This is a genomic window from Pseudomonas rhodesiae, assembly GCF_013285305.1.
GTDB classification, from domain to species: domain Bacteria; phylum Pseudomonadota; class Gammaproteobacteria; order Pseudomonadales; family Pseudomonadaceae; genus Aquipseudomonas; species Aquipseudomonas rhodesiae.
In genome coordinates this window covers 5,619,002-5,644,022 of record NZ_CP054205.1, presented here as the reverse complement: position 1 = coordinate 5,644,022, position 25,021 = coordinate 5,619,002, and the positions used below count along the sequence as shown (strand labels likewise).

Here is a 25,021-nt window from a genome sequence, read left to right as displayed (position 1 = left end):
ACGGAGTTCGACCCCGAGCCATGCTCAATACGCTGCGCAAGATCGTCCAGGAAGTTAACTCCGCCAAGGATCTCAAGGCGGCGTTGGGGATTATTGTGTTGCGCGTCAAGGAAGCCATGGGCAGCCAGGTCTGCTCGGTTTACCTGCTGGACCCCGAGACCAACCGTTTTGTGCTGATGGCCACCGAGGGCTTGAACAAGCGCTCCATCGGCAAGGTCAGCATGGCGCCCAATGAAGGTCTGGTTGGCTTGGTGGGGACGCGTGAAGAACCCCTGAACCTTGAACATGCGGCCGATCACCCGCGTTATCGCTACTTTGCCGAAACCGGCGAAGAGCGCTACGCCTCATTTCTCGGCGCACCCATCATTCACCACCGCCGCGTTGTCGGCGTGCTGGTCATTCAACAGAAAGAACGCCGCCAGTTCGACGAAGGTGAAGAAGCCTTCCTCGTGACCATGAGCGCGCAATTGGCCGGGGTTATCGCCCACGCCGAGGCCACCGGTTCCATCCGTGGCCTGGGCCGTCAGGGCAAGGGTATTCAGGAAGCCAAGTTCGTCGGCGTGCCGGGTTCGCCAGGTGCTGCTGTGGGTACGGCGGTGGTCATGCTGCCGCCGGCCGACCTCGATGTGGTGCCGGACAAAGCCATCACCGACATCGACGCCGAAATCAAACTGTTCAAGACCGCCCTCGAAGGCGTGCGCGCCGACATGCGCAACCTGTCGAACAAGCTGGCCACCCAGTTGCGCCCCGAAGAGCGGGCGTTGTTCGAGGTGTACCAGATGATGCTTGACGACGCGTCCCTCGGGAACGAAGTCAAGACCGTGATCAAGACCGGCCAGTGGGCCCAGGGCGCGTTGCGTCAGGTGGTCAGCGATCACGTCAACCGTTTTGAAATGATGGACGACGCCTACTTGCGTGAGCGCGCCTCGGATGTGCGTGACCTCGGTCGCCGTCTGCTGGCCTACCTGCAGGAAGATCGCAGCACCAACCTGGTCTACCCCGACAACACCATCCTGATCAGTGAAGAACTGACAGCCACCATGCTCGGCGAAGTGCCGGAAGGCAAGCTGGTGGGCCTGGTGTCGGTACTCGGTTCGGGTAACTCCCACGTCGCGATCCTGGCTCGGGCCATGGGTATTCCGACGGTGATGGGCCTGGTGGACCTGCCGTATTCCAAAGTCGACGGCATCGACATGATCGTCGACGGCCATCGCGGCGAAGTCTTTACCAACCCCAGCGAAGTGCTGCGCAAGCAATATGCCGAGGTGGTGGAAGAAGAGAAGCAATTGGCGCTGGGGCTCGATTCGCTGCGCGAGTTGCCGTGTGTGACCCTCGACGGCCACCGCGTGCCGCTGCTGGTCAACACGGGCTTGCTGGCCGACGTAGCCCGCGCGCAACAGCGAGGCGCCGAAGGCGTGGGGCTGTACCGCACCGAAGTGCCGTTCATGATCAACCAGCGTTTCCCGAGCGAGAAGGAACAGCTGGCGATCTATCGTGAGCAGTTGGCGGCGTTCCACCCGTTGCCGGTGACCATGCGCAGCCTGGATATCGGCGGCGACAAGTCGCTGTCGTACTTCCCGATCAAGGAAGACAACCCGTTCCTCGGCTGGCGCGGTATTCGCGTGACCCTCGACCATCCCGAGATTTTCCTGGTGCAGACCCGCGCCATGCTCAAGGCCAGCGAGGGCCTGAACAACCTGCGCATTCTGTTGCCGATGATCTCCGGCACCCATGAGCTGGAAGAAGCGTTGCACCTGATCCACCGGGCCTGGGGTGAAGTGCGCGACGAAGGCGCCGACGTACCGATGCCGCCGATTGGCGTGATGATCGAAATCCCGGCAGCTGTGTACCAGGCCAAGGAGCTGGCGCGGCAGGTGGACTTCCTGTCGGTAGGTTCCAACGACCTGACTCAGTATTTGCTGGCCGTGGACCGCAACAACCCTCGGGTTGCCGACCTATACGACTACCTGCACCCGGCCGTGCTGCAAGCCCTGCAACATGTGGTTCGCGACGCCCATGCCGAAGGCAAACCGGTGAGTATCTGCGGCGAAATGGCCGGCGACCCGGCGGCGGCGGTGTTGTTGATGGCGATGGGTTTTGACAGCTTGTCGATGAACGCCACCAACCTGCCGAAAGTGAAGTGGCTGCTGCGCCAGGTCAACCTGAGCATGGCCAAGGATCTGTTGGCGCAGGTGATGACCATCGACAACCCGCAAGTTATCCACAGCTCGCTGCAATTGGCCCTGAAAAATCTGGGGCTGACGCGGATGATCAATCCGGCTTCGGCGAAAACCCTATAACGCTGACACCAATCAGAATTGTGAGAGGGGCTTGCTCCCTCCCACATCGGCGTTGTGGTGTGGCTAGAGATTGATCTCCACTTCGCCCAGCCGCCCGCCCTTGGGCCCGAAACTACGCTCCACCATCCACCGTGTGCCGTCGGCATTCACGATCAATGCTGTGCTGGCTCGGGTCCCATAAGTAGGACTGGCGATAAACACGCTCGACAACAGGCTTTCAGTCGCCAGCCCCACGCCGGTATCCGGCAACTCGGCGAACGGTGCGGTCTGCGGGTCACTCAACAACGCCAGCAAGGTATGCGGGTGCGGATTATCCAGCGCCTGGCTTAACGCTGCCTTGGCCTTGAGCAGCTTCGGCCACGGCGTATCCAACCCGGCATTGGACAACCCATACACTCCCGCCTCCAATCGGGCAGGCTCGGTGTGATTGGCGTTGTAATGCCACATCTCTTCCCGCGTCCCCACCAGCAGGTTGAAGCCGGCATATTCGATGGATCGGCCATTTACTTCGGCCAAATACTGGTCAATCGGCAGCGAACCACTGAGAAACCGCGCCACCAGCTCGCCGCGGGACTTACGCGCCGGCGGCTGGTGCGGATCGCGGATATTGGTCAGTGCCGCAAACCGCCCATCGGCACTCACCCCCAGCCAGGTGCCGCCGGCTTCCTGATCGCGGCCGGCATACACGTGAGGCGCATCCGGCCACTGGGCCAGCGGCAGCGTAGGGCGGGCGTAGAACTCATCGCGGTTGGCCGCGACGATCAGCGGCTGGGCATGACCCGGCCGCCAGGCGAAAACGATCAAGCACATCAGGCGATCCCTTTTGTGTTTTTTGCCACTCTACTCACTCAAGCAGAAGCGTTCCATCGTCTCCAGTTGGGTCGCATGCCTTCCATCCGTTAACATGCCGGACTTGTTTCGGGGGCTCCCATGGAATTTCTGCTGTATCTGGTGCTTGGCGCCTGTGCGGGCGTGCTCGCCGGGCTGTTCGGTGTGGGCGGCGGGATCATCATCGTGCCGGTGCTGGTGTTCAGCTTCACCTTGCAGGGCTTCGACCCGCAGGTACTGACGCACTTGGCGGTGGGGACGTCCCTGGCGACTATCATCTTTACCTCGGTAAATGCCGTGCGCGAGCACCATCGGCGTGGCGCGGTGCGCTGGCCGATCTTTGTGTGGATGACCGTCGGCATTCTGATCGGCGCCGGTTTTGGCGCGCTGACCGCCGAAGCGATTTCCGGGCCGCACTTGCAGAAGATCATTGGCGTATTTGCCCTGCTGGTGGCGCTGCAACTGGGCCTGGACGTCAAGCCGAAGGCCAGTCGAACGGTGCCGGGCAAGGTCGGTCTGACCCTGGCCGGCACCGTGATCGGCTGGGCCTCGGCGATTTTCGGGATTGGCGGCGGCTCGCTGACCGTGCCATTCCTGACCTGGCGCAGCGTGCCGATGCAGCAGGCAGTGGCGACGTCGTCGGCCTGCGGCCTGCCGATTGCGCTGGCCAGTGCATTAAGTTTCATGATTCTGGGCTGGCATGACCCGCTGTTGCCCGCTCATAGTCTGGGGTTCGTGTATTTGCCGGCCCTGCTGGGCATTGCCCTGACCAGCATGGTGTTCGCGCGCTTCGGTGCACGCCTGGCGCACCGGCTGTCGCCCCGCCTGCTCAAGCGGCTGTTTGCCGGATTGCTATTGTGCGTCGGTTTGAATTTTTTGCTGTAACGAAGGCTTAATCGCGCCCGGGCATGGTCCGGACGCCATAACGAATGATTTAACGAGGAGTCGCAATGCTGCCTTACCCGCAGATCGACCCGGTGGCCCTGGCCATCGGTCCGCTGAAAATCCACTGGTACGGGTTGATGTACCTGATCGGCATCGGCGGCGCGTGGCTGCTGGCGTCTCGGCGCCTGAACCGTTTCGACCCAACCTGGACCAAGGAGAAACTCTCCGACATGGTGTTCTGGTTGTCGATGGGGGTGATCGTCGGCGGACGCCTGGGGTATGTGCTGTTTTACGACCTGTCGGCGTATATCGCCAACCCGATGCTGATTTTCGAAGTGTGGAAGGGCGGCATGGCGTTCCACGGCGGCTTTATCGGCGTGATGATCGCGGCCTGGTGGTTCGGTCGGCGCAACGGCAAGTCGTTCTTCCAATTGATGGACTTTGTCGCGCCGCTGGTGCCGATCGGCCTGGGCGCCGGGCGCATCGGTAACTTTATCAACGCCGAGTTGTGGGGCAAGCCGACCGACGTGCCGTGGGCCATGGTATTCCCGCCGTTCAGCGACCCGGCCCAGTTACCGCGCCATCCGTCGCAGCTGTACCAGTTCGCCTTGGAAGGTGTGGCACTGTTCCTGATTCTGTATATCTTCTCGCGCAAACCGCGCCCGACCATGGCCGTGTCCGGCATGTTCGCGCTGTTCTACGGGATCTTCCGGTTTATCGTCGAATTCGTACGGGTGCCGGATGCGCAGCTGGGTTACCTGGCGTGGGGCTGGCTGACCATGGGCCAGATCCTCAGCCTGCCGATGATCCTGGTCGGCCTGGGCCTGCTGTGGTGGGCGTACAATCGCCCGCAGCCGCTGAAGAACACCGCGCTTTAAATTCGAACGCCTGGGCCCAGCCGCGATGGGCCCAGGCTTCAACGAAACGGGTATCCACATGAAGCAATATCTCGAACTGCTGCACGACGTCGTGACCAATGGCCTGACCAAGGGCGACCGCACCGGCACCGGCACCAAGGCCGTGTTCGCTCGCCAGTATCGGCACAACCTGGCCGACGGCTTCCCGCTGCTGACCACCAAGAAGCTGCACTTCAAAAGCATCGCCAACGAGTTGATCTGGATGTTGAGCGGCAACACCAACATCAAATGGCTCAATGAAAACGGCGTGCGCATCTGGGACGAATGGGCCACCGAAGACGGCGACCTGGGCCCGGTCTACGGCGAGCAATGGACCGCCTGGCCGACCAAGGACGGCGGCACGATCAATCAGATCGACTATATGGTTCACACCCTCAAGACCAACCCCAACAGCCGCCGCATCCTGTTCCACGGCTGGAACGTCGAGTACCTGCCCGACGAAACCAAGAGCCCCCAGGAAAACGCGCGCAACGGCAAACAAGCCCTGCCGCCGTGCCATCTGCTGTATCAGGCGTTCGTGCATGACGGTCACCTGTCGATGCAGTTGTATATCCGCAGCTCCGATGTGTTCCTCGGCTTGCCGTACAACACCGCCGCCCTGGCGTTGCTGACCCATATGCTGGCTCAACAGTGCGACCTGATCCCCCACGAGATCATCGTCACCACCGGCGACACCCACGCTTACAGCAACCATATGGAACAGATCCAGACCCAGCTGGCGCGCACGCCTAAGAAGCTGCCGGAATTGGTGATCAAGCGTAAACCTGCGTCGATCTACGACTACAAGTTCGAAGACTTCGAGATCGTGGGTTACGACGCCGATCCGAGCATCAAGGCCGATGTCGCTATCTAGAGCCTGACGCTGTCCGAAGTGGGAGAGGGTTAGAGCCTGACGCTGTTAAATGTGGGAGGGGGCTTGCCCCCGATTGCGGTGGGTCAGCTGAAATTCCGCATCCAGGGCAGCCCCCACCCCACATTCGAACAGTGTTCGCTTGAGTCAATGCCCGTGGCTCCTGCCTACGTGTGAGGGCTCGGCCTCGCTGGCGACTACCCCGCCGTTGACCTCCAACCGCTGCAAAATCCCGCAGTGATCCCCGCCCCCACAGCGTTGGCGCAGGTCCAGCAATTGCTCCTGCAAGGCCAGCAGCCCGTCGATGCGCGTCTTTACATGCTGGATATGCTCGTCGATCAACGCATTGACGCTTTCGCACTGGTCCTGAGGGCTGTCGCGCAGGCTGAGCAGGCTGCGGATTTCTTCAAGGGTCATGTCCAGGCTGCGGCAGTTGCGGATAAACACCAGCCGTTCGCTGTGCGCCTGGGTGTACACGCGGTAGTTGGCATCGGTGCGCGCCGGGGGCGGCAGCAGGCCTTCCTTCTCGTAGTAACGGATGGTCTCCACCGGGCAGTCGGTGAGTTTGGCCAGTTCGCCGATCTTCATCGCAGCAATCTCCAAATGGGTGCTTGACCCTATAGTGGCTACAGGGTCTTTACTTGGCAACAAGCACTCTTACGGACGCCACAGCATGAGCGATTCCCACCACACCCCGCATAAACATGATCACACCCACGATCATGGCACTGAAAAACTCACGCCCGTACACAATCACGGCCACGGCGGCTCCTGCTGTTCCGGTGGCCCCGCGCCTGCGGTGGTGACACTGAGCGAAGCACCCACCGCCGGTTCGCGCCTGAGCACCTTCCGTATCGAAGCCATGGACTGCCCCACCGAGCAGACGCTGATCCAGAACAAGCTGGGCAAGCTCGCTGGCGTGCAGCAGCTGGAATTCAACCTGATCAACCGCATTCTCGGCGTCACCCACGACCTGCCGAGTACTGCGCCGATTATCGATGCGATCAAATCCATCGGCATGCAAGCCGACCCCATCGAAGAGGGCGCGCCCGCCGCTACTCCCCCGGCCAAGAAACATTGGTGGCCGCTGGCCGTGTCGGGTCTTGGGGCGTTGGGCGCCGAAGTGCTGCACTTCACCAATGCCGCGCCGACCTGGGTGATTGCCTTGGTGGCGCTGGTGTCGATCCTCAGCGGCGGCCTTGGCACCTATAAAAAGGGCTGGATCGCCCTGAAAAACCTCAATTTGAACATCAACGCGCTGATGAGTATCGCGGTCACCGGCGCGATTCTTATCGGCCAATGGCCGGAAGCGGCGATGGTGATGTTCCTGTTTACCGTGGCCGAGCTGATCGAAGCCAAGTCCCTGGACCGCGCGCGCAATGCCATCAGCGGTTTGATGCAGATGACCCCGGAACAGGCCACCGTGCGGCAGCCGGACGGCAGTTGGGTTGAACAGGAGGTTAAAAGCATTGAACTGGGCGCTGTGGTGCGGGTAAAGCCCGGTGAGCGCATCGGCCTGGACGGTGAGGTGACCGCGGGTCAATCCACTGTCGATCAGGCGCCGATTACCGGTGAAAGCCTGCCGATTGAGAAGACGGTGGGCGATAAAGTCTTCGCCGGCACCATCAACCAGGCCGGTTCCCTGGAATACAGCGTGACGGCGGCGGCCAACAACTCCACCCTGGCGCGGATCATTCACGCGGTGGAACAAGCCCAGGGCGCGCGGGCTCCGACCCAGCGCTTTGTGGACAGTTTTTCCAAGATCTACACCCCGGCTGTGTTCCTGTTCGCACTCGGCGTGGCAGTGATTCCACCGCTGTTCATGGCCGGCGCCTGGTTCGACTGGATCTACCGCGCGCTGGTGCTGTTGGTGGTCGCGTGCCCCTGTGCGCTGGTGATCTCCACGCCGGTGACCATTGTCAGCGGCCTGGCCGCTGCGGCGCGCAAAGGCATCCTGATCAAGGGCGGCGTGTACCTGGAGGGCGGTTACAAGCTCGATTACCTGGCCCTCGACAAGACCGGCACAATCACCCACGGCAAACCCGTGCAGACCGACTACCTGGCGCTGTTCCCCACTGTCGAAGACAGCGCGCCGGCCCTCGCCGCCAGCCTGGCTGGGCGTTCCGACCACCCCGTGTCCCTGGCAATCGCCAACGCAGCTGTGGATAAAAACCTGCCGACCCATACTGTGGATAACTTCGAGGCCCTGGCCGGGCGCGGCGTGCGAGGCGATATCAACGGCGAAACCTATCACCTGGGCAATCACCGCCTGGTGGAGGACCTGGGCCTGTGCTCGCCAGCGCTGGAAGAGAAACTCTTCGCCCTGGAGAAACAAGGCAAGTCGGTCGTGCTCCTACTGGACAAATCCGGCCCGATGGCGCTGTTCGCCGTGGCCGACACCGTCAAGGACAGCAGCCGAGAAGCCATCCAGCAGTTGCATGAATTGGGCATCAAGACCCTGATGCTCACCGGCGACAACACCCACACCGCCCAGGCGATTGCGGCGCAGGTAGGTATCGATCAAGCCCAGGGCGATTTGCTGCCCACCGACAAACTCCACGCCATCGAAACCCTCTACACCCAAGGCCGTCGAGTGGGCATGGTCGGCGACGGCATCAACGACGCTCCGGCCCTGGCCCGCGCCGAAATCGGCTTCGCCATGGCCGCCGCCGGCACCGACACCGCCATCGAGACCGCCGACGTGGCGTTGATGGACGATGATCTGCGCAAGATTCCGGCATTCATTCGGTTGTCGCGGCAAACGTCGAGTATCCTCAAGCAGAACATCGCCCTGGCATTGGTGATCAAGGCGATCTTCCTCGCGGTGACGTTCATGGGCATGGCCACCATGTGGATGGCGGTGTTCGCCGACATGGGCGTGAGCCTGCTGGTGGTGTTCAATGGCCTGCGCCTGTTGCGCAAATAGACAAGAGAGGGTGGTGTGCTGAGTGCCGAGCTGAAGGCGTTTTTTATGGTCGCCCGCCTGGGCAGCATCACCCAGGCGGCGAAAAAACTCGGCCTGAGCCAGCCCACGGTCACTACCCAGATCCGCAACCTGGAAAGCCAATACGGCGTCGAGCTGTTCTATCGCGGCGGGCGCCGCCTCACCGTCAGTGACGAAGGCGCGCGGCTGTTGCCGATGGTCAAGGCGCTGTTGCAGCAGGAAGCCGATATCGAGTTTTTCCTGCGCAACAACGGTCAGGTCCAGGGCGCACTCAGGATTGCCGCAACGGCGCCGTACTACATCCTGGATCTGGTCAAAGCCTTTCGCGAGCGCCTACCCCAAGTGGAGGTGTCGGTGGAAATCGGCAACTCCCAACAGGTGCTCGAAGCGCTGGATGACTACCGCGTCGATGTGGCGGCGTCCTCACAGCTGCTCGACGACCCACGGCTGATACGTCGCGTCCTCGGCACCGACCCGCTGGTGCTGGCGGTGCATCGCAACCATCCCCTGGCCAAACTCGATCATGTGCCGCTGAGTGCGCTCGCCGGACACACCCTGTTGATGCGCGAGGTCGGCTCCACCACACGCCGCCTGACCGAAGACATGCTGCGCGGCGCCGGGGTGAACTACGGGCCGCTGCTGGAAATCGGCAGCCGTGAATCGATCCGCGAGGCGGTGTTGCGCAATATCGGCATCAGCATCATCGCCCGCCAGGAAGTGCCCCATGACCCGCAGCTCAAGGTGCTGACCCTTGAGCATGCGCCGCAGATTCCGGAGTATCTGTACTGCCTCAAAGAACGAAAAGGCGCTCGCCTGCCGGCAGCGTTTTTGGGGTTGGCCCAGGAAATGTCGCCAATCTAGGCTTTTTTTGGCGGCCTGGAGGGCCAATCGGGGGCAAGCCCCCTCCCACATGTCGATTTGTGAATGGCTTCAAGTGTGGGAGGGGGCTTGCCCCCGATTGGCGATACCCCAGCAACTCACTTCGAAGAGTCCTACACAAATCTGCGAATACCACTATCGCCGCGTTTTGCCTTCCTGCCACAAGAGCGACGCATTGCCTGCCTAGCATGGCCTTCATCAGTTTGATGAGGTGCCACCATGAACACAGCCCTGACCCAACCCGGCGCGCCCATGAAAGTGCGCGGTATCCAGAAGCGCTTCGGCGCGTTCACCGCGCTGGACAACGTCTCCCTGGACGTCGCCGCTGGCGAACTGGTGTGCCTGCTGGGCCCGTCCGGCTGCGGCAAGACCACCTTGTTGCGCTGCATTGCCGGCTTGGAGCGCCAGGACAACGGCGAACTTTACCTGGGCGGCCGTGACGTTTCCCTGCTGCCGCCGCAGGCCCGGGACTACGGCATTCTGTTTCAGTCCTACGCGCTGTTTCCCAACCTGACCGTCGAAGCGAATATCGGCTATGGCCTCACCGGCAGCGGCCGCGACGAAGTGCGCCAGCGTGTCGGCCAGATGCTGGAGTTGGTCGGCCTGCTCGGCAGCGAAAAGAAGTACCCCGGTCAACTCTCCGGCGGCCAGCAGCAGCGGGTCGCCCTGGCCCGCGCGCTCGCGCCGGCGCCGTCGTTGCTGCTGCTGGATGAGCCGATGTCGGCCCTCGATGCACGGGTGCGCGAGCACTTGTGCACCGAACTGCGTCAGCTGCAACGGCGCCTGGGCATCACCACCTTGATGGTGACCCACAACCAGGACGAAGCCATGTTGATGGCCGACCGCATTGCCGTGATGAACAACGGCAAGGTCGAGCAATACGCCACGCCGCAGGAAATCTACGACCGCCCGGCCACGCCGTTCGTGGCGGAGTTTGTCGGCCAGGGCAACTGGTTGCCGTTCAGCCGCAACAGCATCAGCCATGCTCAGGTCGGCGGGATGACGATGCGCCTGGCCGATGACGCCGGTAGAGCCAAGTCCGGTCGGCTGTTCTGCCGCCCGGAAGCGATCAGCGTCAACCCTCCCGTGCACGAAGAAAACCTCTTCCCGGCCAAGGTCCGTGAGATCACCTTTCTCGGCAACCGCTGCCGCATGAGTTTTGAGCTGGAGCACCTGCCCGGTCATCCGCTGCTGGCCGAACTCGCCCCCGAAGCCATGCCGCGCCTGGGTGCCCAGGACATCTGGGTGGCTTTGCCGCCGCGCAGCCTACAGGTGTTTGCCTGAGATGGCCGCAGTGATGAGCTTGCCTGCGATGCGTCAGGTGTCCCGTGCCGAGTGGGGCGACCGCATTTTTGTGGTCGGCGGCAAATGGCTCTGGCTGAGCCTGCTGAGTGTCGCGGTGTTGCTGCCGTTGCTGGCGATCTTCTGGCGTGGTTTCAGCAACGAGGCCGGGCAGGGTGGCGGCCTGGTCGCGGCGCGGGAACTGCTCACCGGCGCCAACTTCCACTGGTTGCTGGGCAATAGCCTGAAAGTCTCCCTCAGCGTGGCGGCCATCGTCGTACCGCTGGCCTATCTGTTTGCCTACGCGCTGCAACGCACGCTGATCCCCGGCAAAGCGATCTGGCGCGGCTTGTCGCTGTTGCCGCTGATGGCGCCGTCGATGTTGCCGGGCATTGCGCTGGTGTACCTGTTCGGCAACCAAGGCCTGTTGCGCGGGTTGATCGCGGAAAATATCTACGGCTTCTGGGGCATCGTGCTCGGTGAAGTGATCTACACCTTCCCACACGCCCTGATGATTTTGCTGTCGGCGCTCTCGCTGGCCGATGCGCGCCTGTTCGATGCCGCCTCAAGTATGGGGGCCAGCCCGGCGCGGGCGTTTCGCAGCATCACCTGGCCGGCCACGCGCCAGGCGGTGTTCGCCGCGTTCTGCCTGGTGTTCACGCTGACCATCACCGATTTCGGCGTGCCTGTGGTGGTCGGCGGCGATTATCAGGTGCTGGCGCTGGAAGCCTACAAGGCGGTGGTCGGCCAGCAGCAGTTCGGTCGCGGTGCGTTGATCGGCATGGTGTTGCTGGTGCCGGCGCTGTTCAGCTTCGCTGTGGACGCCTGGTTGCGCCGTCGCCACGGCGATGCCATGAGCGGCCGCGCCCAAGTCTTCCGCCCGGCGCCGTCGCGCTTGAGGGACGGTTGCTACCTGGTCATCGTGCTGCTGATCTGCGCGCTGTTGCTGCTGGTATTTGGCATGGCGGTGTATTCCTCGCTGGTGAAGTTCTGGCCGTACAACCTGTCGCTGTCCCTCGCTCATTACCAGTTCGAGGACACCGCCGGCGGTGGTTGGCTGGCCTACCGCAACAGCCTGACCATGGCGCTGTGTACGGCCGTGATCGGCAGCGTCCTGATCTTCACCGGCGCCTATCTGATGGAAAAGACCAAGGGCCAGAAGCACCTCAACCTAGCGCTGCGCATGCTCAGCTTCGTACCGATGGCGGTGCCGGGGTTGGTGCTGGGCCTGGGCTACGTGTTCTTTTTCAACCTCAACGGCAACCCGCTGCATGTGTTCTACGGGACCATGACCCTGCTGGTGGTGTGCACCATTGCTCACTATTTGACCACTGCGCAGATGACCGCCACGACCGCGCTGCGTCAGCTCGATGCCGAATTCGAAGCCGCCGCGCTGTCCCTCAAGGCGCCGCTGTACCGCCATTACCTGAAAGTCACGGTGCCGATTTGCCTGCCGGCCTTGCTGGATATCGTGCGCTACCTGTTCGTGTCGGCGATGACTACCGTGTCCGCCGCGATTTTCCTCTACAGCCCCGACACCATTCTTGCCGCCGTCGCCGTGTTGAACATGGACGACGCCGGGAACGTGGGCGGTGCGGCGGCCATGTCCACCCTGATCCTGTTCACCTCGGCCAGCGTTTCGCTGCTGCTGGCGTGGGCATCGCGCGGCGCGCTGCGTCGCTCCCAAGCCTGGCGCCAGAGCGCGCCCGGCCAATAAACAACCCTGAAGGAGGTTCCTCATGTTCAAGCCCCTGGCGCTGGTCGCTGCCGTACTCACCGCATTCAGCCTGAATGCCTTCGCCAAAACTGATCTCACCGTGTATACGGCCCTCGAAGCCGAGCAGTTGAAGAGCTATAAAAAGGCCTTCGAACAGGCCAACCCCGATATCGAGATCAAATGGGTGCGCGATTCCACGGGCATCATCACCGCCAAGCTGCTGGCCGAAAAAGACCGCCCCCAAGCCGATGCCGTGTGGGGCCTGGCTGCATCGAGCCTGGCGATCCTCGACCAGCAAGGCATGCTGGATAACTACGCGCCGAAGGACCTGGACAAGATCGGCAAGAATTACCGCGACCCTGCCAACCCGCCCGCGTGGGTCGGCATGGACGTGTGGGCCGCGACAATCTGCTTCAACACCGTCGAAGCCGAGAAGCAGGGCCTGACCAAGCCGGTGAGCTGGCAAGACCTGACCAAGCCTGAGTACAAAGGCAAGATCGTGATGCCCAACCCGGCCTCATCCGGCACCGGTTTTCTGGACGTGAGCGCCTGGTTGCAGACCTATGGCGAGAAGCAAGGCTGGCAGTACATGGATGACCTGCACCAGAACATCGGCCAGTACGTTCACTCCGGTTCCAAGCCGTGCAAGTTGGCGGCTTCCGGTGAGTTTCCGATCGGGATTTCCTTCGAGTACCCGGCCGTGCAGTTGAAACGCCAGGGCGCGCCACTGGACATCATCCTGCCCAAGGAAGGCCTGGGCTGGGACATCGAAGCCACCGCCGTGATGAAAGGCACCGCCCATGCCGATGCGGCGAAAAAACTCGCCGACTTCTCCGCCAGCCCCGCAGCCATGGAGCTGTACAAGGACAACTTCGCAGTCCTCGCCCAGCCGGGCATTGCCAAGCCGCAAACCGAATTGCCGGCCGACTACGAACAACGCCTGATCAAGAATGACTTTGCCTGGGCTTCGAAAAACCGCGACAGCATCCTGGCCGAATGGCGCAAGCGCTATGACGGTAAGTCGGAGAAGGTCGCGGGCCAGTAATTACTCGGTTTTGGCTGAAGGTCCTAGCGGGGGCGAGCCACCTCCCACATTGAAAGGCATTCAAAAGGTGGGAGGGGGCTTGCCCCCGATAGCGGTCTTGAAAACAGGACATCACTACATGACACAGCACAGCGACCTACTGATTGTCGGCGCCGGCGTCCTCGGCCTTTCCCACGCCTACGCCGCGGCTCGACGCGGCCTCAAGGTCAAGGTGTTCGAACGCAGCGCTACGCCCTTGGGCGCCTCGGTACGCAACTTCGGCCAGGCTTTGGTCACTGGCCAGCCACCGGGAGCGATGCTCGATCTGGCGCAGCAAAGCCGTGATATCTGGGGGCATTGGGCTCAGGTGGCGGGTCTGCAACTCAAGCGCAACGGCGCCTACCTGTTCGCCCGCACCGAAGCGGAAGAACACCTGCTGGAAGCCTTCTGCGCCGGGCGCGCGCAGGAACACGGGTACAACGTGGAGTTGCTGCAAGGTGCGGCGATGCGCGATTTGTACGGCGGCCAGTTCCGCCATCACCGGGCCGCTTTGCATGGCCGCGACGATCAGCAACTGTATTCACGCGAGGCGCTCCCGGCGCTGATCCGCTACCTGAGGCAGCACCTGAACGTGGAATTTCACTTTTCCACCCTGGTGCGCGATGTCGAGCCGGGCCTGTTGCACAGCACCGCCGGCAGCTTTCGCGGCGAACAGATCATCGTTTGCTCCGGCCATGACTACCAAACCCTATTGGCCGAAGCGCTGGCCGAGCTCAATCCGAGTATCTGCCGCCTGCAAATGCTGCGGGCGCGACCGGCGCTGAATCTGAACCTGCAGCATGCCTTGCTTACGGGTCTCAGTTGCGTGCATTACGGCGCATTTGCCGACTTACCGGAAGCGGCGGCGGTTCAGGCGCAAATCCTGCGCGAAGCGCCGCACCTGCACGAGCACGGAATTCATCTGTTGATCAGTCCTACGCCCTATGGCGAGCTGATCATCGGCGATTCCCATGATTACGGCCTGGATGCGTCGCCCTTCAACGGCGAACAGGTGGACAACTGGATGCTCGAACTGGCCGAGCAGACCCTGGGCTGTGGGATCCAGGTGGTCGAGCGCTGGCAGGGGGTCTATGGCGCGCGCGGGCCGGGACCGTTTTCTTTCGTACGGGCGGCGCCGGGGGTCAGTGCCGCGTTGATGCATACCGGCGTGGGCATGAGCGTGGGGCCGGCGCTGGGCGAGCGCAACGTCGCGGCACTGTGGGGTGAGGCGTGATGCATCCTGAACAGGTGATTGCCGAGGTGTTCGGTCTGTACGAACAGCACGGCACGGCGGACTACATCGGCGAAGCGGTGTCGCAGATCGAACATATGTCCCAGGCCGCGCAACAGGCCGTGGCCGAAGGCTTCGATGACGAAGTGGTATTGGCGGCGTTTTTCCACGATATCGGCCATCTCTGCGACCAACGTGCCGAGAGCATGGGCGGTTACGGCGTGGTCAGTCATGAGCGGCTGGGGGCGGATTACCTGCGCCGGGCCGGTTTCAGCGAACGCTTGGCCAGGCTTGTGGAATATCACGTCCAGGCCAAGCGTTACCTGACCTTCAGCCAGCCCGACTACTACGCACAACTGAGCGAGGCCAGCCGCCGCACCCTGGCGTATCAAGGCGGCGTGATGAGTGCCGTCGAGGCCCGGGCCTTCGAACAGGACCCGCTCTGCGCGGTGAGTGTGCGTCTGCGGTATTGGGATGAGCAGGCCAAGCAGGCCAACGTGCCGCTGCTCGACCTTGAATGGCTCAAAGCCAAGGCTCGGCGGTTGCTGACGGCTCAGTCCTGATCGAGGCGCTCGGCGAGGGCGTCGATCTGTTCCTGGCGCTCGGCCTGGCTCAGTTTGGCGTGAGGGTTGAGGGACGACCATTGCGGGTGGGCGCGGGCCTTATGCAGGGCGTCGGGTAATTTGCCTTCGCGCCAGGTTTTGTCCTGGGGTGTGTCGACTTTGATGCTGTGCATCGCCGCATGGCCGCGCAGGTTGAGGGCTTTGAGCAACTGGCGTTGGCGCAGGGCGAGCAGGCGCAGGACGCTGTCGTCCACGGTCAACTCGCGGTGGCCCTTGAGCTTGCCCATCAAGCGATTGCCGTAGCTGCGCGCGGTTTGCAGCGCGCCCCCAGCGATGGCGCCGGCCAGGGCGGCGGCGCCGAGGGTCAGGCCGCCGACCAGCAGGTCCACCCCCGCGCCGGCCGCCGCACCGGCAGCGATGCCACCGCCGACGCGCACGCCGAGTTGCTTGAGGGTTTCCGGGTTGAACAGGTCGTCGCCCCAACGCCCGTCCAGCAACGGTAAATCACTGGCGGCGGCGTCCTGGGGGCGGAACCCGAACAGTTTGAGCAAGGCTTCCACACACTTTTGTTCCCGTTGGCGCACGGCCTTGCGCAGTTCGCCGATGGCGTTGTGTTCGTCCTCGCTGACCACACTGCGCCGGCACGCGGCGCAGTCGATCAGCAGCTCGGCGATCAACCGCGCGGCGCTTTGCTGGCGAGCCTGGCGCTGGGCTTGCTGATCGAGCATCAACCGCTCCAACTGCGGCCGGGCGTTTTCGAGCAGGAGTGCCAGGCTTTCATACAGACGCCGTTCGCCGTCTTCGGGCGGTGCCACGCTGTCGAAGCGCACCAGCGCATGCAAACCCAGGCGGGCCAAGGCTTCGCGCCAATCGGGCTCGCGGTGGTCGCTGCTGCTGACAAAGTTGAGCACCGGCAACAACGGCTTGCCGCAACTGGCCAGCACCTGCAGCTCGTCGCGGTACTTGGCCAGCACCGGTTCGCGGGCATCGATCACGTACAGGCCGGCGTCCGAGGCCAACAGTTGGCGCAACACTTTGGCTTCTTGTTCGAAGCGTTGGCGCGCTTCGCTGCCCTCCAGGAAGCGCGCCAGGCGTGCCGGGCCGTCGAGGCGTTCACCCGGACGGTCCAGGCGTTCCAGGTAATCGAGCAAGGCGATGGCATCTTCCAGGCCGGGCGTGTCGTACAGCTCCAGCAAGGCTTCACCGTCCACCGACAAGCGTGCGCCTTCCACATGACGCGTGGTGCTGGGGCGATGGGACACTTCGCCGAAGCCCACGTCACGGGTCAGCGTGCGCAACAGCGAGGTTTTGCCGACGTTGGTGTGGCCGACCACGGCGAGTTTCAGAGGCTTAGTCATGACCGGTCTCCAGCCAGTTCAGCGGCGCGCAGTCGGCGAAGGGAAGTTCGAGCTGTTGCAGCGCGTTGTGCCAGTCGCCCAGGCGCTCGGCGTCCAGCGCCTGGCCGGGCGGCGCCTGTAACAGCCAGACGCGGGTGGCGCTGGCGCTGCGGGCCAGTTCGGCGATCAGCGCCAAGCTGCCGCGATCCGGCGAGCGCCGAGGGTCGCAGGCGATGGCCAGGCGCGCGGGCGGGAAGCGGCTGAGCTGTTCGAGGAGTTTGTGGCGCGATTCGCGGCTGTCGAGGATGCCGGCGTTACTGACGCTGGCGGGCAGTTTGGGCGGCCAGGGGTATTGGTCGTCCAGCTCGATGGCTACCAACAGGGCGCCGGCGCTGTGCTGTTCACTCACGCCGCCAGTGACGGCGTGCAGGTGTTCGGGCGCAGCATCATTGACCCCAAGGCGCTCGCTGCTCGGCATCAGGCGTTCGCGCAGTTGGCTATAGCCGGGCAGGTTGAGGTCCAGGCGCAGCGCCGCGCGCCCGCGTTTCCAACGCCACAGGCACAGCAGGGCTAGGATCAGGCGCGGCAGCAGGCCGTAGACCAGCAACACACCGACCAGCCAGGCGGCCCAGGCTTGGCGGGCGCTCTCGATATTCAGGGCGGAATCCCCGCTGGCGCGGATCATCTCTACAGTCGGCACATTGAAGCCGAGCAGGGCAGGCAAGGTGCCCAGTGCTTGTGTCACGGCCACGAAAGTATCGGCGCCGAGGATGGTGGTTTCCCACACGAAGCCGTAGCGACGGGTGGCGAGTAATGTCAGCAGGATCACCAATGCACTGAGCAATGCCAGCAGCCACAGGCTGTTGACCAGTACGCCTACGGCCCAGCGATTGAGTTTCTGCCGCTGCAACAGCAGTAACAGGGCCGGCGCCAACTGCGCGGCCTTGGCATCGCGCGCGAATTTTTCGCTGAGCCACAGCCACAGGCGCCCGACGCTGGCGCTATGTTCGCCGGCAAATAGCAGGCCCAAGGCCCAACTGATCAGCAGAATCAGGTTCAGGCCGAGCAGGCTGCCCAAGGCCCAGAACACGTTCACTGGCGCCGATCCGTTGCCCAGCGCGGCAAACGCCAGGCCGGCGCCGCTGACCACCGCGAATATCGCCAGCAGCACCAGGGCCAGGCGCGCGCCTTGTAACCAGCGGGTAAGGGCGGCCACCAGGCCATCGCGCTCGGCCAGGTGCAAGGCGCGGCGTTGAATGCGCGTTGGCAGGTCGCCTCCGGCCGCGCGGGTCAGGCGGTTGGCTTCCAAGTCTTCGAGGTTGCCGGCGTGTTCTTCACGCAGGCGCACGGTTTCGGTCAGCCAGAGTGTGTGGAGCGAGTTCAGTGCAGTCACGCGCTGTCCTGTTGAGCAAGTGAGCCTGGAGCATAACCGCTGACTCGCGGCTCTGGTATTCTCGTCGCCATGAAAAAAACTCTCCCTCTAAGCCTGATCGCAGCCCTCGGTGAAAACCGCGTGATCGGCGTCGACAACCGCATGCCCTGGCATTTGCCGGGGGATTTCAAATATTTCAAGGCCACCACCCTCGGCAAGCCGATCATCATGGGGCGCAAAACCTGGGACTCCCTGGGCCGACCGCTGCCGGGGCGCTTGAACCTGGTGGTCAGCCGTCAGACCGGCCTGGCGCTTGAAGGTGCGGAAGTTTTTCCGTCACTGGAGGCCGCCGTCGAGCGCGCCGAGGCATGGGCACTGGAGCAGGGCGTGGACGAGCTGATGTTGATCGGCGGCGCGCAGTTGTATGCGCAGGGCCTGGAACAGGCCGATCGCCTGTATTTGACGCGGGTGGCGTTGAGTCCGAAAGGGGATGCGTGGTTTCCGGAGTTTGACCGCAGCCAGTGGACGCTGGTGTCGAATGCTGAGAATGCGGCTGAGGGCGACAAGCCAGCCTACAACTTTGAAGTCTGGGAAAAAGCCTAAAAGCATCGGGGGCAAGCCCCCTCCCACATTTTGATTTGTGAATACCTTCAAGTGTGGGAGGGGGCTTGCCCCCGATAGCGGTCTATCAGGCCTGCGCTAACTGCGCATGCTCATCCGCCTCCAACAACCCCTTATCCGTCTGCCCCATGATCTGGCTGGTAATCGCACCGGCTGTCATCGAACCGTTCACGTTCAACGCCGTGCGGCCCATGTCGATCAGCGGCTCCACGGAAATCAGCAGCGCCACCAGTGACACCGGCAAGCCCATCGCCGGCAGCACGATCAGCGCGGCAAAGGTCGCGCCGCCGCCCACGCCGGCAACGCCTGCCGAACTTAAGGTCACAATTGCCACCAGGGTTGCGATCCACAGCGGGTCCAGCGGGTTGATGCCCACGGTCGGCGCCACCATCACGGCCAGCATGGCAGGGTAGAGGCCTGCGCAGCCGTTTTGGCCAATGGTGGCGCCAAACGAGGCGGCGAAACCGGCGATGGACTGCGGGATGCCCAGTCGACGGGTCTGCGCTTCGATGCTCAAGGGAATGGTCGCTGCGCTGGAGCGGCTGGTGAACGCGAAGGTCAGCACCGGCCACACTTTGCGCAAGAAGCGCAGCGGATTGATCCCGGCCGCCGACAACAGCAGGCCGTGCACCACGAACATCAGGCCCAGGGCCAGGTAGGACACCAGCACAAAGCTACCGAGCTTGATGATGTCTTGCAGGTTGGAACTGGCCACGACCTTGGTCATCAGCGCCAACACACCGTAGGGCGTGAGCTTCATCACCAGGCGCACCAGGCGCATCACCCAGGCTTGCAGGGTGTCGATGGCATTGAGCACTTTCTGGCCTTTTTCCACATCGTCCTTGAGCAGTTGCAGCGCGGCCACCCCCAGGAACGCGGCGAAAATCACCACGCTGATGATCGACGTCGGCTTGGCCCGCGCCAGGTCGGCGAATGGGTTGGCTGGTACGAACGACAGCAGCAGCTGCGGGATATTCAGGTCGGCGACTTTGCCGGCGTAATCGTTTTGGATCACCTGCAGGCGCGCCATTTCCTGAGTACCGGCCACCAGGCCCTCGGCGGTGAGGCCGAACAGGTTGGTCAGACCGATACCGATCATCGCCGCAATTGCGGTGGTGAACAGCAGGGTGCCGATGGTCAGGAAGCTGATCTTGCCCAGGGACGCCGCGTTATGCAGGCGCGCCACTGCGCTGAGGATCGAGGCAAATACCAGCGGGATCACGATCATTTGCAGCAGTTGCACGTAGCCATTGCCGACCAGATCGAACCATCCGATGGAGGCTTTGAGCACCGGGTTGCCGGCGCCATAGATGGCATGCAGCACCACGCCGAACACCACGCCCAGTACCAGCGCCAACAGAACCTTTTTGGCCAGGCTCCACTGAGTGCGGCGGGTTTGTGCCAGGCCCAGCAACAGGGCCAGGAACACCAGTAGGTTGAGAATCAGCGGCAGATTCATTTGAACTCCATTGTGAGTGCGCCAATCGCGTGAGCCTGCGATTGCCAACCGGGGAGCCTAACAGCTTGATAAATAATGAATTAATACCGATATGGAATGGTAACTGTCGTTTTTGGAATAAGTGTTTGACGCTCACGCGCATGGCCTTGACGGAAACGGGACGCGTGCGGTCGCGCTCGAAGCGGGAATTGTCACAGGGATTTGCTAGCGTCGGTGTCTTTCACTCAGGGAGACAACGCCTATGAAGCTCGCGCCGACACTATTGGTATCCGCCGCATTCTGCCTTGGCCTGGCCAGCCAGGCGTTCGCCGCCACCGAGTTGAAACACTGGCCCGCCCCGGCCGCCAAGCAACTGAACGAGATGATCGCCGCCAATGCCAATAAAGGTAACTTCGCGGTGTTCGACATGGACAACACCAGCTACCGCTACGACCTCGAAGAGTCGCTGTTGCCCTACATGGAAAACAAGGGGCTCATCACCCGCGAAAGCCTGGATCCATCGCTCAAGCTGATGCCGTTCAAAGACACTGCCGACCACAAGGAAAGCCTGTTCAGTTACTACTATCGCCTGTGCGAAGTGGACGACATGGTCTGCTACCCATGGGTCGCTCAAGTGTTCTCCGGCTTCACCCTCAAGGAGCTCAAGGTCCAGGTCGACGAACTGATGGCCTCCGGCAAGCCCGTGCCGGTCAGTTATTACGAAGGCGATGTGGTCAAGACGTCCGAAGTGCAGCCGCCGAAAGTCTTCACCGGCCAGGCCGAGCTGTACAACAAGCTGACGGAAAACGGCATCGAGGTGTATGTGATGACCGCCGCTTCCGAAGAGCTGGTGCGCATGGTCGCTGCCGATCCGAAGTACGGCTACAACGTCAAACCCGAGAACGTCATTGGCGTGACCACTTTGCTCAAGGACCGCAAGACCGGCGAACTGACCACCGCGCGCAAACAGATCAGCGCCGGCAAGTATGACGAGAAGGCCAACCTCGGTCTGGAGCTCACCCCCTACCTGTGGACCCCGGCGACCTGGATGGCCGGTAAGCACGCGGCGATCCTCACCTACATCGACGAATGGAAAAAGCCGGTGATCGTCGGCGGCGACACCCCGACCAGCGACGGCTACATGTTGTTCCACGATGTGGACGTGGCCAAGGGCGGTATCCACCTGTGGGTCAACCGCAAGGACAAATACATGGCCCAGCTCAACGGCATGATGGCCAAGCACGCCGCGGCCCAGGCCAAGGAAGGCTTGCCGGTGACGGCAGACAAGAACTGGGTGATCGTCAAGCCGGAGGAGATTCAGTAACTGATCAAAAATGTGAGAGGCGGCTTGCCCCCGATTGCAATAGTTCAGTTGCAAATGTGCTAACTGCCACGCTGGCATTGAGATTTGGCCAGGCAAAAAAATGCCCCGCACTTGGCGGGGCATTTTTATGGGCGCAAGACTTACAGACCGTCGAGCATCGCCTTGTTACGCACAGCGCCTTTGTCGGCACTGGTAGCGAGCAGGGCGTAAGCCTTCAGCGCGGTAGTGACCTTGCGCGGACGCTTCTCCACGGGCTTCCAGCCTTTTTTGTCCTGCTCAATCCGGCGCGCCGCCAGTTCTTCGTCGCTGATCAACAGGTTGATCGAGCGGTTCGGAATGTCGATCAGCACCTTGTCGCCATCCTGCACCAGGCCAATCGCGCCACCGGCAGCAGCTTCCGGCGAAGCGTGGCCGATGGACAGGCCCGAGGTGCCGCCGGAGAAACGCCCGTCGGTCAGCAGCGCACAGGCTTTGCCCAGGCCCTTGGATTTCAGGTACGAGGTTGGGTAGAGCATCTCTTGCATACCCGGGCCGCCTTTGGGGCCTTCGTAGCGGATGATCACGATGTCGCCTTCTTTGACTTCGTCGGCGAGGATGCCGCGTACGGCGCTGTCCTGGCTTTCGAAGATCTTGGCGTTGCCTTCGAACACATGGATGGACTCATCCACCCCGGCGGTTTTGACCACGCAGCCGTCGAGGGCGATGTTGCCGTACAGCACGGCCAGGCCGCCTTCCTTGGAGTAGGCGTGCTCGACACTGCGGATGCAGCCGCTTTCACGGTCGTCGTCGAGGGTGTCCCAGCGGGTCGACTGGCTAAATGCGGTCTGGGTTGGGATGCCCGCCGGGCCGGCCTTGAAGAAGGTATGCACGGCTTCGTCGTCGGTCTGGGTGATGTCCCACTTGGCGATGCCTTCGGCCATGGTCTTACTGTGCACGGTCGGCAGGTCGGTGTGCAGCAGGCCGCCACGGGCCAGGGAGCCGAGGATCGAGAAGATCCCGCCGGCGCGGTGCACGTCTTCCATGTGGTACTTCTGGATGTTCGGCGCGACTTTGCACAGTTGCGGCACATGGCGGGACAGGCGGTCGATATCGCGCAGGTCGAAATCGATCTCGGCTTCCTGGGCCGCGGCCAGCAGGTGCAGGATGGTGTTGGTGGAACCGCCCATGGCGATGTCCAGGGTCATGGCGTTTTCGAAGGCCTTGAAGTTGGCGATATTGCGCGGCAACACCGACTCATCGTTCTCGCCGTAGTAACGCTTGCACAGCTCGACGATGGTACGACCGGCTTGCAGGAACAATTGCTCGCGGTCGCTGTGGGTGGCCAGGGTGGAACCGTTGCCCGGCAGCGCCAGGCCGAGGGCCTCGGTGAGGCAGTTCATCGAGTTGGCGGTGAACATGCCGGAGCATGAACCGCAGGTCGGGCAGGCGCTACGCTCGTATTCCGCGACCTTCTCGTCAGAAGCGCTGGAATCGGCGGCGATGACCATGGCGTCCACCAGGTCCAGGCCATGGGAGGCGAGCTTGGTCTTGCCGGCTTCCATCGGGCCGCCGGAGACGAAGATCACCGGGATGTTCAGGCGCAGGGCGGCCATCAGCATGCCGGGGGTGATCTTGTCGCAGTTGGAAATGCACACGATGGCGTCGGCGCAGTGGGCGTTGACCATGTATTCCACGGAGTCGGCGATGATTTCGCGGCTCGGCAGCGAATACAGCATGCCGTCATGGCCCATGGCGATGCCGTCGTCCACGGCGATGGTGTTGAATTCCTTGGCCACGCCACCGGCGCGTTCGATCTCGCGGGCGACCAGTTGGCCCAGGTCCTTGAGGTGGACGTGGCCGGGTACGAACTGAGTAAAGGAGTTGGCAATCGCGATGATCGGCTTCTTGAAGTCGTCATCTTTCATCCCCGTGGCGCGCCACAATGCGCGGGCGCCGGCCATGTTGCGGCCGTGGGTGGATGTTTTCGAGCGGTAATCTGGCATGGAGCACTCCGGGCGGCTAATCAGGTACTAAACAGGGGAGTGAGCTTCTATTGACGTCTGGAACACTCAGAAATAGCCGTGTGTCCGGAGGTTGCCTCTAACGCTGCGGGATCGCCGCGCGCCGTGGCCTTGAGCTCATAAACCCGCCGGGGGATGACTGGCGATGAATAGGGCCGATTCTACACCGCTGGCGGCTGGAGGGAATGGGCGCAAGCGTGAAGTGAGCCCTTAGGCCGCGTGCGCAGACCTTTGCTCTCTGGCGTTCAGGCCCATGCCGATACCGCTCAGAACCATAAAGGTGACCGCCAGCACGTCCATCACCTGTTCGCCCGACTGGCTGACCAGGCTGCTGACCAAACCGCCACAGACAAAAATAATCACGTTTCCCGCCGACGCGCAGGTCCCGGCGGCCAGGGGGAATCGGCCCATGGCGCGGGAGGTTGCAATGGGGCGGGTGATGGTCGTTCCGGCGGTACAGAGGATCATCGGCAGCATCACTGTCATGACCGTCAGGCCCCACAAGTGATAGAGCGCCAGCATCAATACGCCCGCCGATGCGATCAGTCGCTGACCGGTGACGATCTGCGTATTGCCGTCCATCCATCGGTTCATCCAGCCCGCAGCGATGCCACCCAGCACGTAGGCGGCGCCATAGAGCAGCAAGACCAGTGCGAACCGATAAGGCGTAAGGCCCAATTGCTCCATCAGGATGATGGGCGACACGACGATAAAGGCGAAATGGCAACTGAAGGCCAGTGCCGAGATCAGCCAGTAACCGACGAAACTTCGATCACGCAGCACCTGTCGGTACGCGTTCACAATCGAGAGTCGAGTATCGGAGGGCGGGCTTGGAGCGTCGAGCAGGAGCCAAGCCTTGAGGATCAATAGCAGGCCAATGATGACAAACACCTGAAAGCTGCCGCGCCAGTCGAGCCAGGTCTGCAGCCAACTCCCGAACAACGGTGACACGGAAATACAGATGCCGCTGGCCGTGACCATGGCAATGCGCAATCGCTCTTGTTCTTTGCCGATGAATAGATCCTGCACCAGTGCCTGGGACAGTACGAAACTGCCGCACCCGACCGCCTGGATCATTCGGAAGACCATAAACCAGGCAAAGTCCTGCGCCATGGCACAACCCGCCGAGCCCATGACGGCGACGCCCATACCGATTATCAACACACGCTTGCGCCCCACGCGGTCGGACAATGGTCCGACCAGCAGCAGCGACAACGATAAAACGATTGAAAACAGACTCACCGATAACGCGATATCGGCCACGGCCGTATCGAAGTAGCGAGCCATGGAGGGAAAGGAGGGCAGAATCACGTCCAGGGGGAATACGCCGAGGATCGTCATGTTCATCAGCAAGGCGATGGCGGCGGTTTTTCGGGCGGGGGAGGTCAGGTGGGTCATCGAGGGGTGCTCAGACCTTGAATGAGGGCTGAGAATCGATTTGAAGAGAGACCCGGTCAATGCCTCATAGGGC

General features: G+C 62.4%; 20 protein-coding genes. 13 read left to right on the top strand and 7 right to left on the bottom strand.

All coding sequences use genetic code 11. The features are described from left to right. Window positions 1-20: 20 nt before the first annotated feature. Window positions 21-2,300, top strand: coding sequence for a phosphoenolpyruvate--protein phosphotransferase (gene ptsP, locus HRH33_RS25650; RefSeq protein ID WP_034139705.1), 2,280 nt, complete (start codon window positions 21-23; stop codon window positions 2,298-2,300). A 63-nt stretch (window positions 2,301-2,363) separates the two neighbouring features. Here ptsP and HRH33_RS25645 read toward each other — a convergent pair whose 3' ends face one another. Further along, entirely contained in the window at window positions 2,364-3,110 is a 747-nt protein-coding gene (locus HRH33_RS25645) for an NRDE family protein (protein ID WP_167417023.1), read from the bottom strand. A gap of 120 nt (window positions 3,111-3,230) precedes the next feature. Here HRH33_RS25645 and HRH33_RS25640 point away from each other — a divergent pair, with 120 nt between their 5' ends. The 3 genes from HRH33_RS25640 (at window position 3,231) to HRH33_RS25630 (ending at window position 5,783) form a co-directional block, all read left to right on the top strand. Then, window positions 3,231-4,013: a sulfite exporter TauE/SafE family protein gene (locus tag HRH33_RS25640; protein ID WP_034101324.1), complete on the top strand. Its 783-nt coding sequence runs from the start codon at window positions 3,231-3,233 to the stop codon at window positions 4,011-4,013. A gap of 65 nt (window positions 4,014-4,078) precedes the next feature. After that, entirely contained in the window at window positions 4,079-4,891 is an 813-nt protein-coding gene (gene lgt / locus HRH33_RS25635; RefSeq protein WP_034101323.1) for a prolipoprotein diacylglyceryl transferase, read from the top strand. Between the two features lie 58 nt (window positions 4,892-4,949). Next, window positions 4,950-5,783, top strand: a complete 834-nt coding sequence (locus tag HRH33_RS25630) for a thymidylate synthase (protein WP_034101322.1) — start codon at window positions 4,950-4,952, stop codon at window positions 5,781-5,783. Window positions 5,784-5,927: 144 nt separating this feature from the next. On the opposite strand, the gene cadR is transcribed toward HRH33_RS25630, so the two are convergent. After that, window positions 5,928-6,368, bottom strand: a complete 441-nt coding sequence (cadR, locus tag HRH33_RS25625; protein WP_094064325.1) for a Cd(II)/Pb(II)-responsive transcriptional regulator — start codon at window positions 6,366-6,368, stop codon at window positions 5,928-5,930. Between the two features lie 85 nt (window positions 6,369-6,453). On the opposite strand from cadR, the gene HRH33_RS25620 reads away from it, so the two are divergent. From HRH33_RS25620 to HRH33_RS25590, 7 genes are all read left to right on the top strand, one after another. Then, window positions 6,454-8,706: a heavy metal translocating P-type ATPase gene (locus HRH33_RS25620; protein WP_167417024.1), complete on the top strand. Its 2,253-nt coding sequence runs from the start codon at window positions 6,454-6,456 to the stop codon at window positions 8,704-8,706. A gap of 15 nt (window positions 8,707-8,721) precedes the next feature. Beyond that, entirely contained in the window at window positions 8,722-9,585 is an 864-nt protein-coding gene (locus tag HRH33_RS25615) for a LysR family transcriptional regulator (protein WP_167417025.1), read from the top strand. Window positions 9,586-9,822: 237 nt separating this feature from the next. Then, window positions 9,823-10,887 (top strand): putative 2-aminoethylphosphonate ABC transporter ATP-binding protein, encoded by a 1,065-nt coding sequence (locus tag HRH33_RS25610; protein WP_034139701.1) that lies wholly within the window; start codon window positions 9,823-9,825, stop codon window positions 10,885-10,887. A gap of 1 nt (window position 10,888) precedes the next feature. Then, window positions 10,889-12,601: a putative 2-aminoethylphosphonate ABC transporter permease subunit gene (locus HRH33_RS25605; protein ID WP_167417026.1), complete on the top strand. Its 1,713-nt coding sequence runs from the start codon at window positions 10,889-10,891 to the stop codon at window positions 12,599-12,601. 22 nt (window positions 12,602-12,623) lie between these two features. Then, window positions 12,624-13,646 carry a putative 2-aminoethylphosphonate ABC transporter substrate-binding protein gene (locus HRH33_RS25600; RefSeq protein ID WP_094064320.1) on the top strand — a complete coding sequence of 341 codons (1,023 nt, stop codon included), beginning with the start codon at window positions 12,624-12,626 and terminating at the stop codon, window positions 13,644-13,646. 118 nt (window positions 13,647-13,764) lie between these two features. Further along, the gene (locus tag HRH33_RS25595; protein WP_167417027.1) at window positions 13,765-14,898 is read left to right on the top strand and encodes a TIGR03364 family FAD-dependent oxidoreductase; all 1,134 of its coding nucleotides are present in this window, start codon (window positions 13,765-13,767) and stop codon (window positions 14,896-14,898) included. Continuing rightward, window positions 14,898-15,458, top strand: a complete 561-nt coding sequence (locus tag HRH33_RS25590; protein WP_094064318.1) for a phosphonate degradation HD-domain oxygenase — start codon at window positions 14,898-14,900, stop codon at window positions 15,456-15,458. Before HRH33_RS25595 ends, HRH33_RS25590 begins: the two co-directional genes overlap by 1 nt. Here the strand turns inward: HRH33_RS25590 and HRH33_RS25585 are convergent. Together HRH33_RS25585 and HRH33_RS25580 are read right to left on the bottom strand one after the other, a co-directional pair. Then, window positions 15,449-16,816 (bottom strand): DUF3482 domain-containing protein, encoded by a 1,368-nt coding sequence (locus tag HRH33_RS25585; protein ID WP_034101312.1) that lies wholly within the window; start codon window positions 16,814-16,816, stop codon window positions 15,449-15,451. The genes HRH33_RS25590 and HRH33_RS25585 overlap by 10 nt on opposite strands. Further along, window positions 16,809-18,188, bottom strand: coding sequence for a DUF2868 domain-containing protein (locus tag HRH33_RS25580; RefSeq protein WP_167417028.1), 1,380 nt, complete (start codon window positions 18,186-18,188; stop codon window positions 16,809-16,811). The genes HRH33_RS25585 and HRH33_RS25580 overlap by 8 nt, the downstream gene beginning before the upstream one ends. Window positions 18,189-18,257: 69 nt before the next feature. On the opposite strand from HRH33_RS25580, the gene HRH33_RS25575 reads away from it, so the two are divergent. Beyond that, entirely contained in the window at window positions 18,258-18,770 is a 513-nt protein-coding gene (locus tag HRH33_RS25575; protein ID WP_167417029.1) for a dihydrofolate reductase, read from the top strand. A gap of 85 nt (window positions 18,771-18,855) precedes the next feature. On the opposite strand, the gene HRH33_RS25570 is transcribed toward HRH33_RS25575, so the two are convergent. After that, a complete protein-coding gene (locus HRH33_RS25570) occupies window positions 18,856-20,247 on the bottom strand; it encodes an L-cystine transporter (protein ID WP_167417030.1) in 1,392 nt (463 codons plus the stop codon). A gap of 241 nt (window positions 20,248-20,488) precedes the next feature. Here HRH33_RS25570 and HRH33_RS25565 point away from each other — a divergent pair, with 241 nt between their 5' ends. Continuing rightward, window positions 20,489-21,550 carry a haloacid dehalogenase-like hydrolase gene (locus HRH33_RS25565; RefSeq protein WP_243269802.1) on the top strand — a complete coding sequence of 354 codons (1,062 nt, stop codon included), beginning with the start codon at window positions 20,489-20,491 and terminating at the stop codon, window positions 21,548-21,550. A gap of 140 nt (window positions 21,551-21,690) precedes the next feature. On the opposite strand, the gene ilvD is transcribed toward HRH33_RS25565, so the two are convergent. Continuing rightward, the gene (ilvD, locus tag HRH33_RS25560; protein ID WP_167417031.1) at window positions 21,691-23,532 is read right to left on the bottom strand and encodes a dihydroxy-acid dehydratase; all 1,842 of its coding nucleotides are present in this window, start codon (window positions 23,530-23,532) and stop codon (window positions 21,691-21,693) included. 228 nt (window positions 23,533-23,760) lie between these two features. Next, complete coding sequence (locus tag HRH33_RS25555) at window positions 23,761-24,948, bottom strand: MFS transporter (protein WP_167417032.1); 1,188 nt, start codon at window positions 24,946-24,948, stop codon at window positions 23,761-23,763. Between the last annotated feature and the right edge of the window lie 73 nt (window positions 24,949-25,021).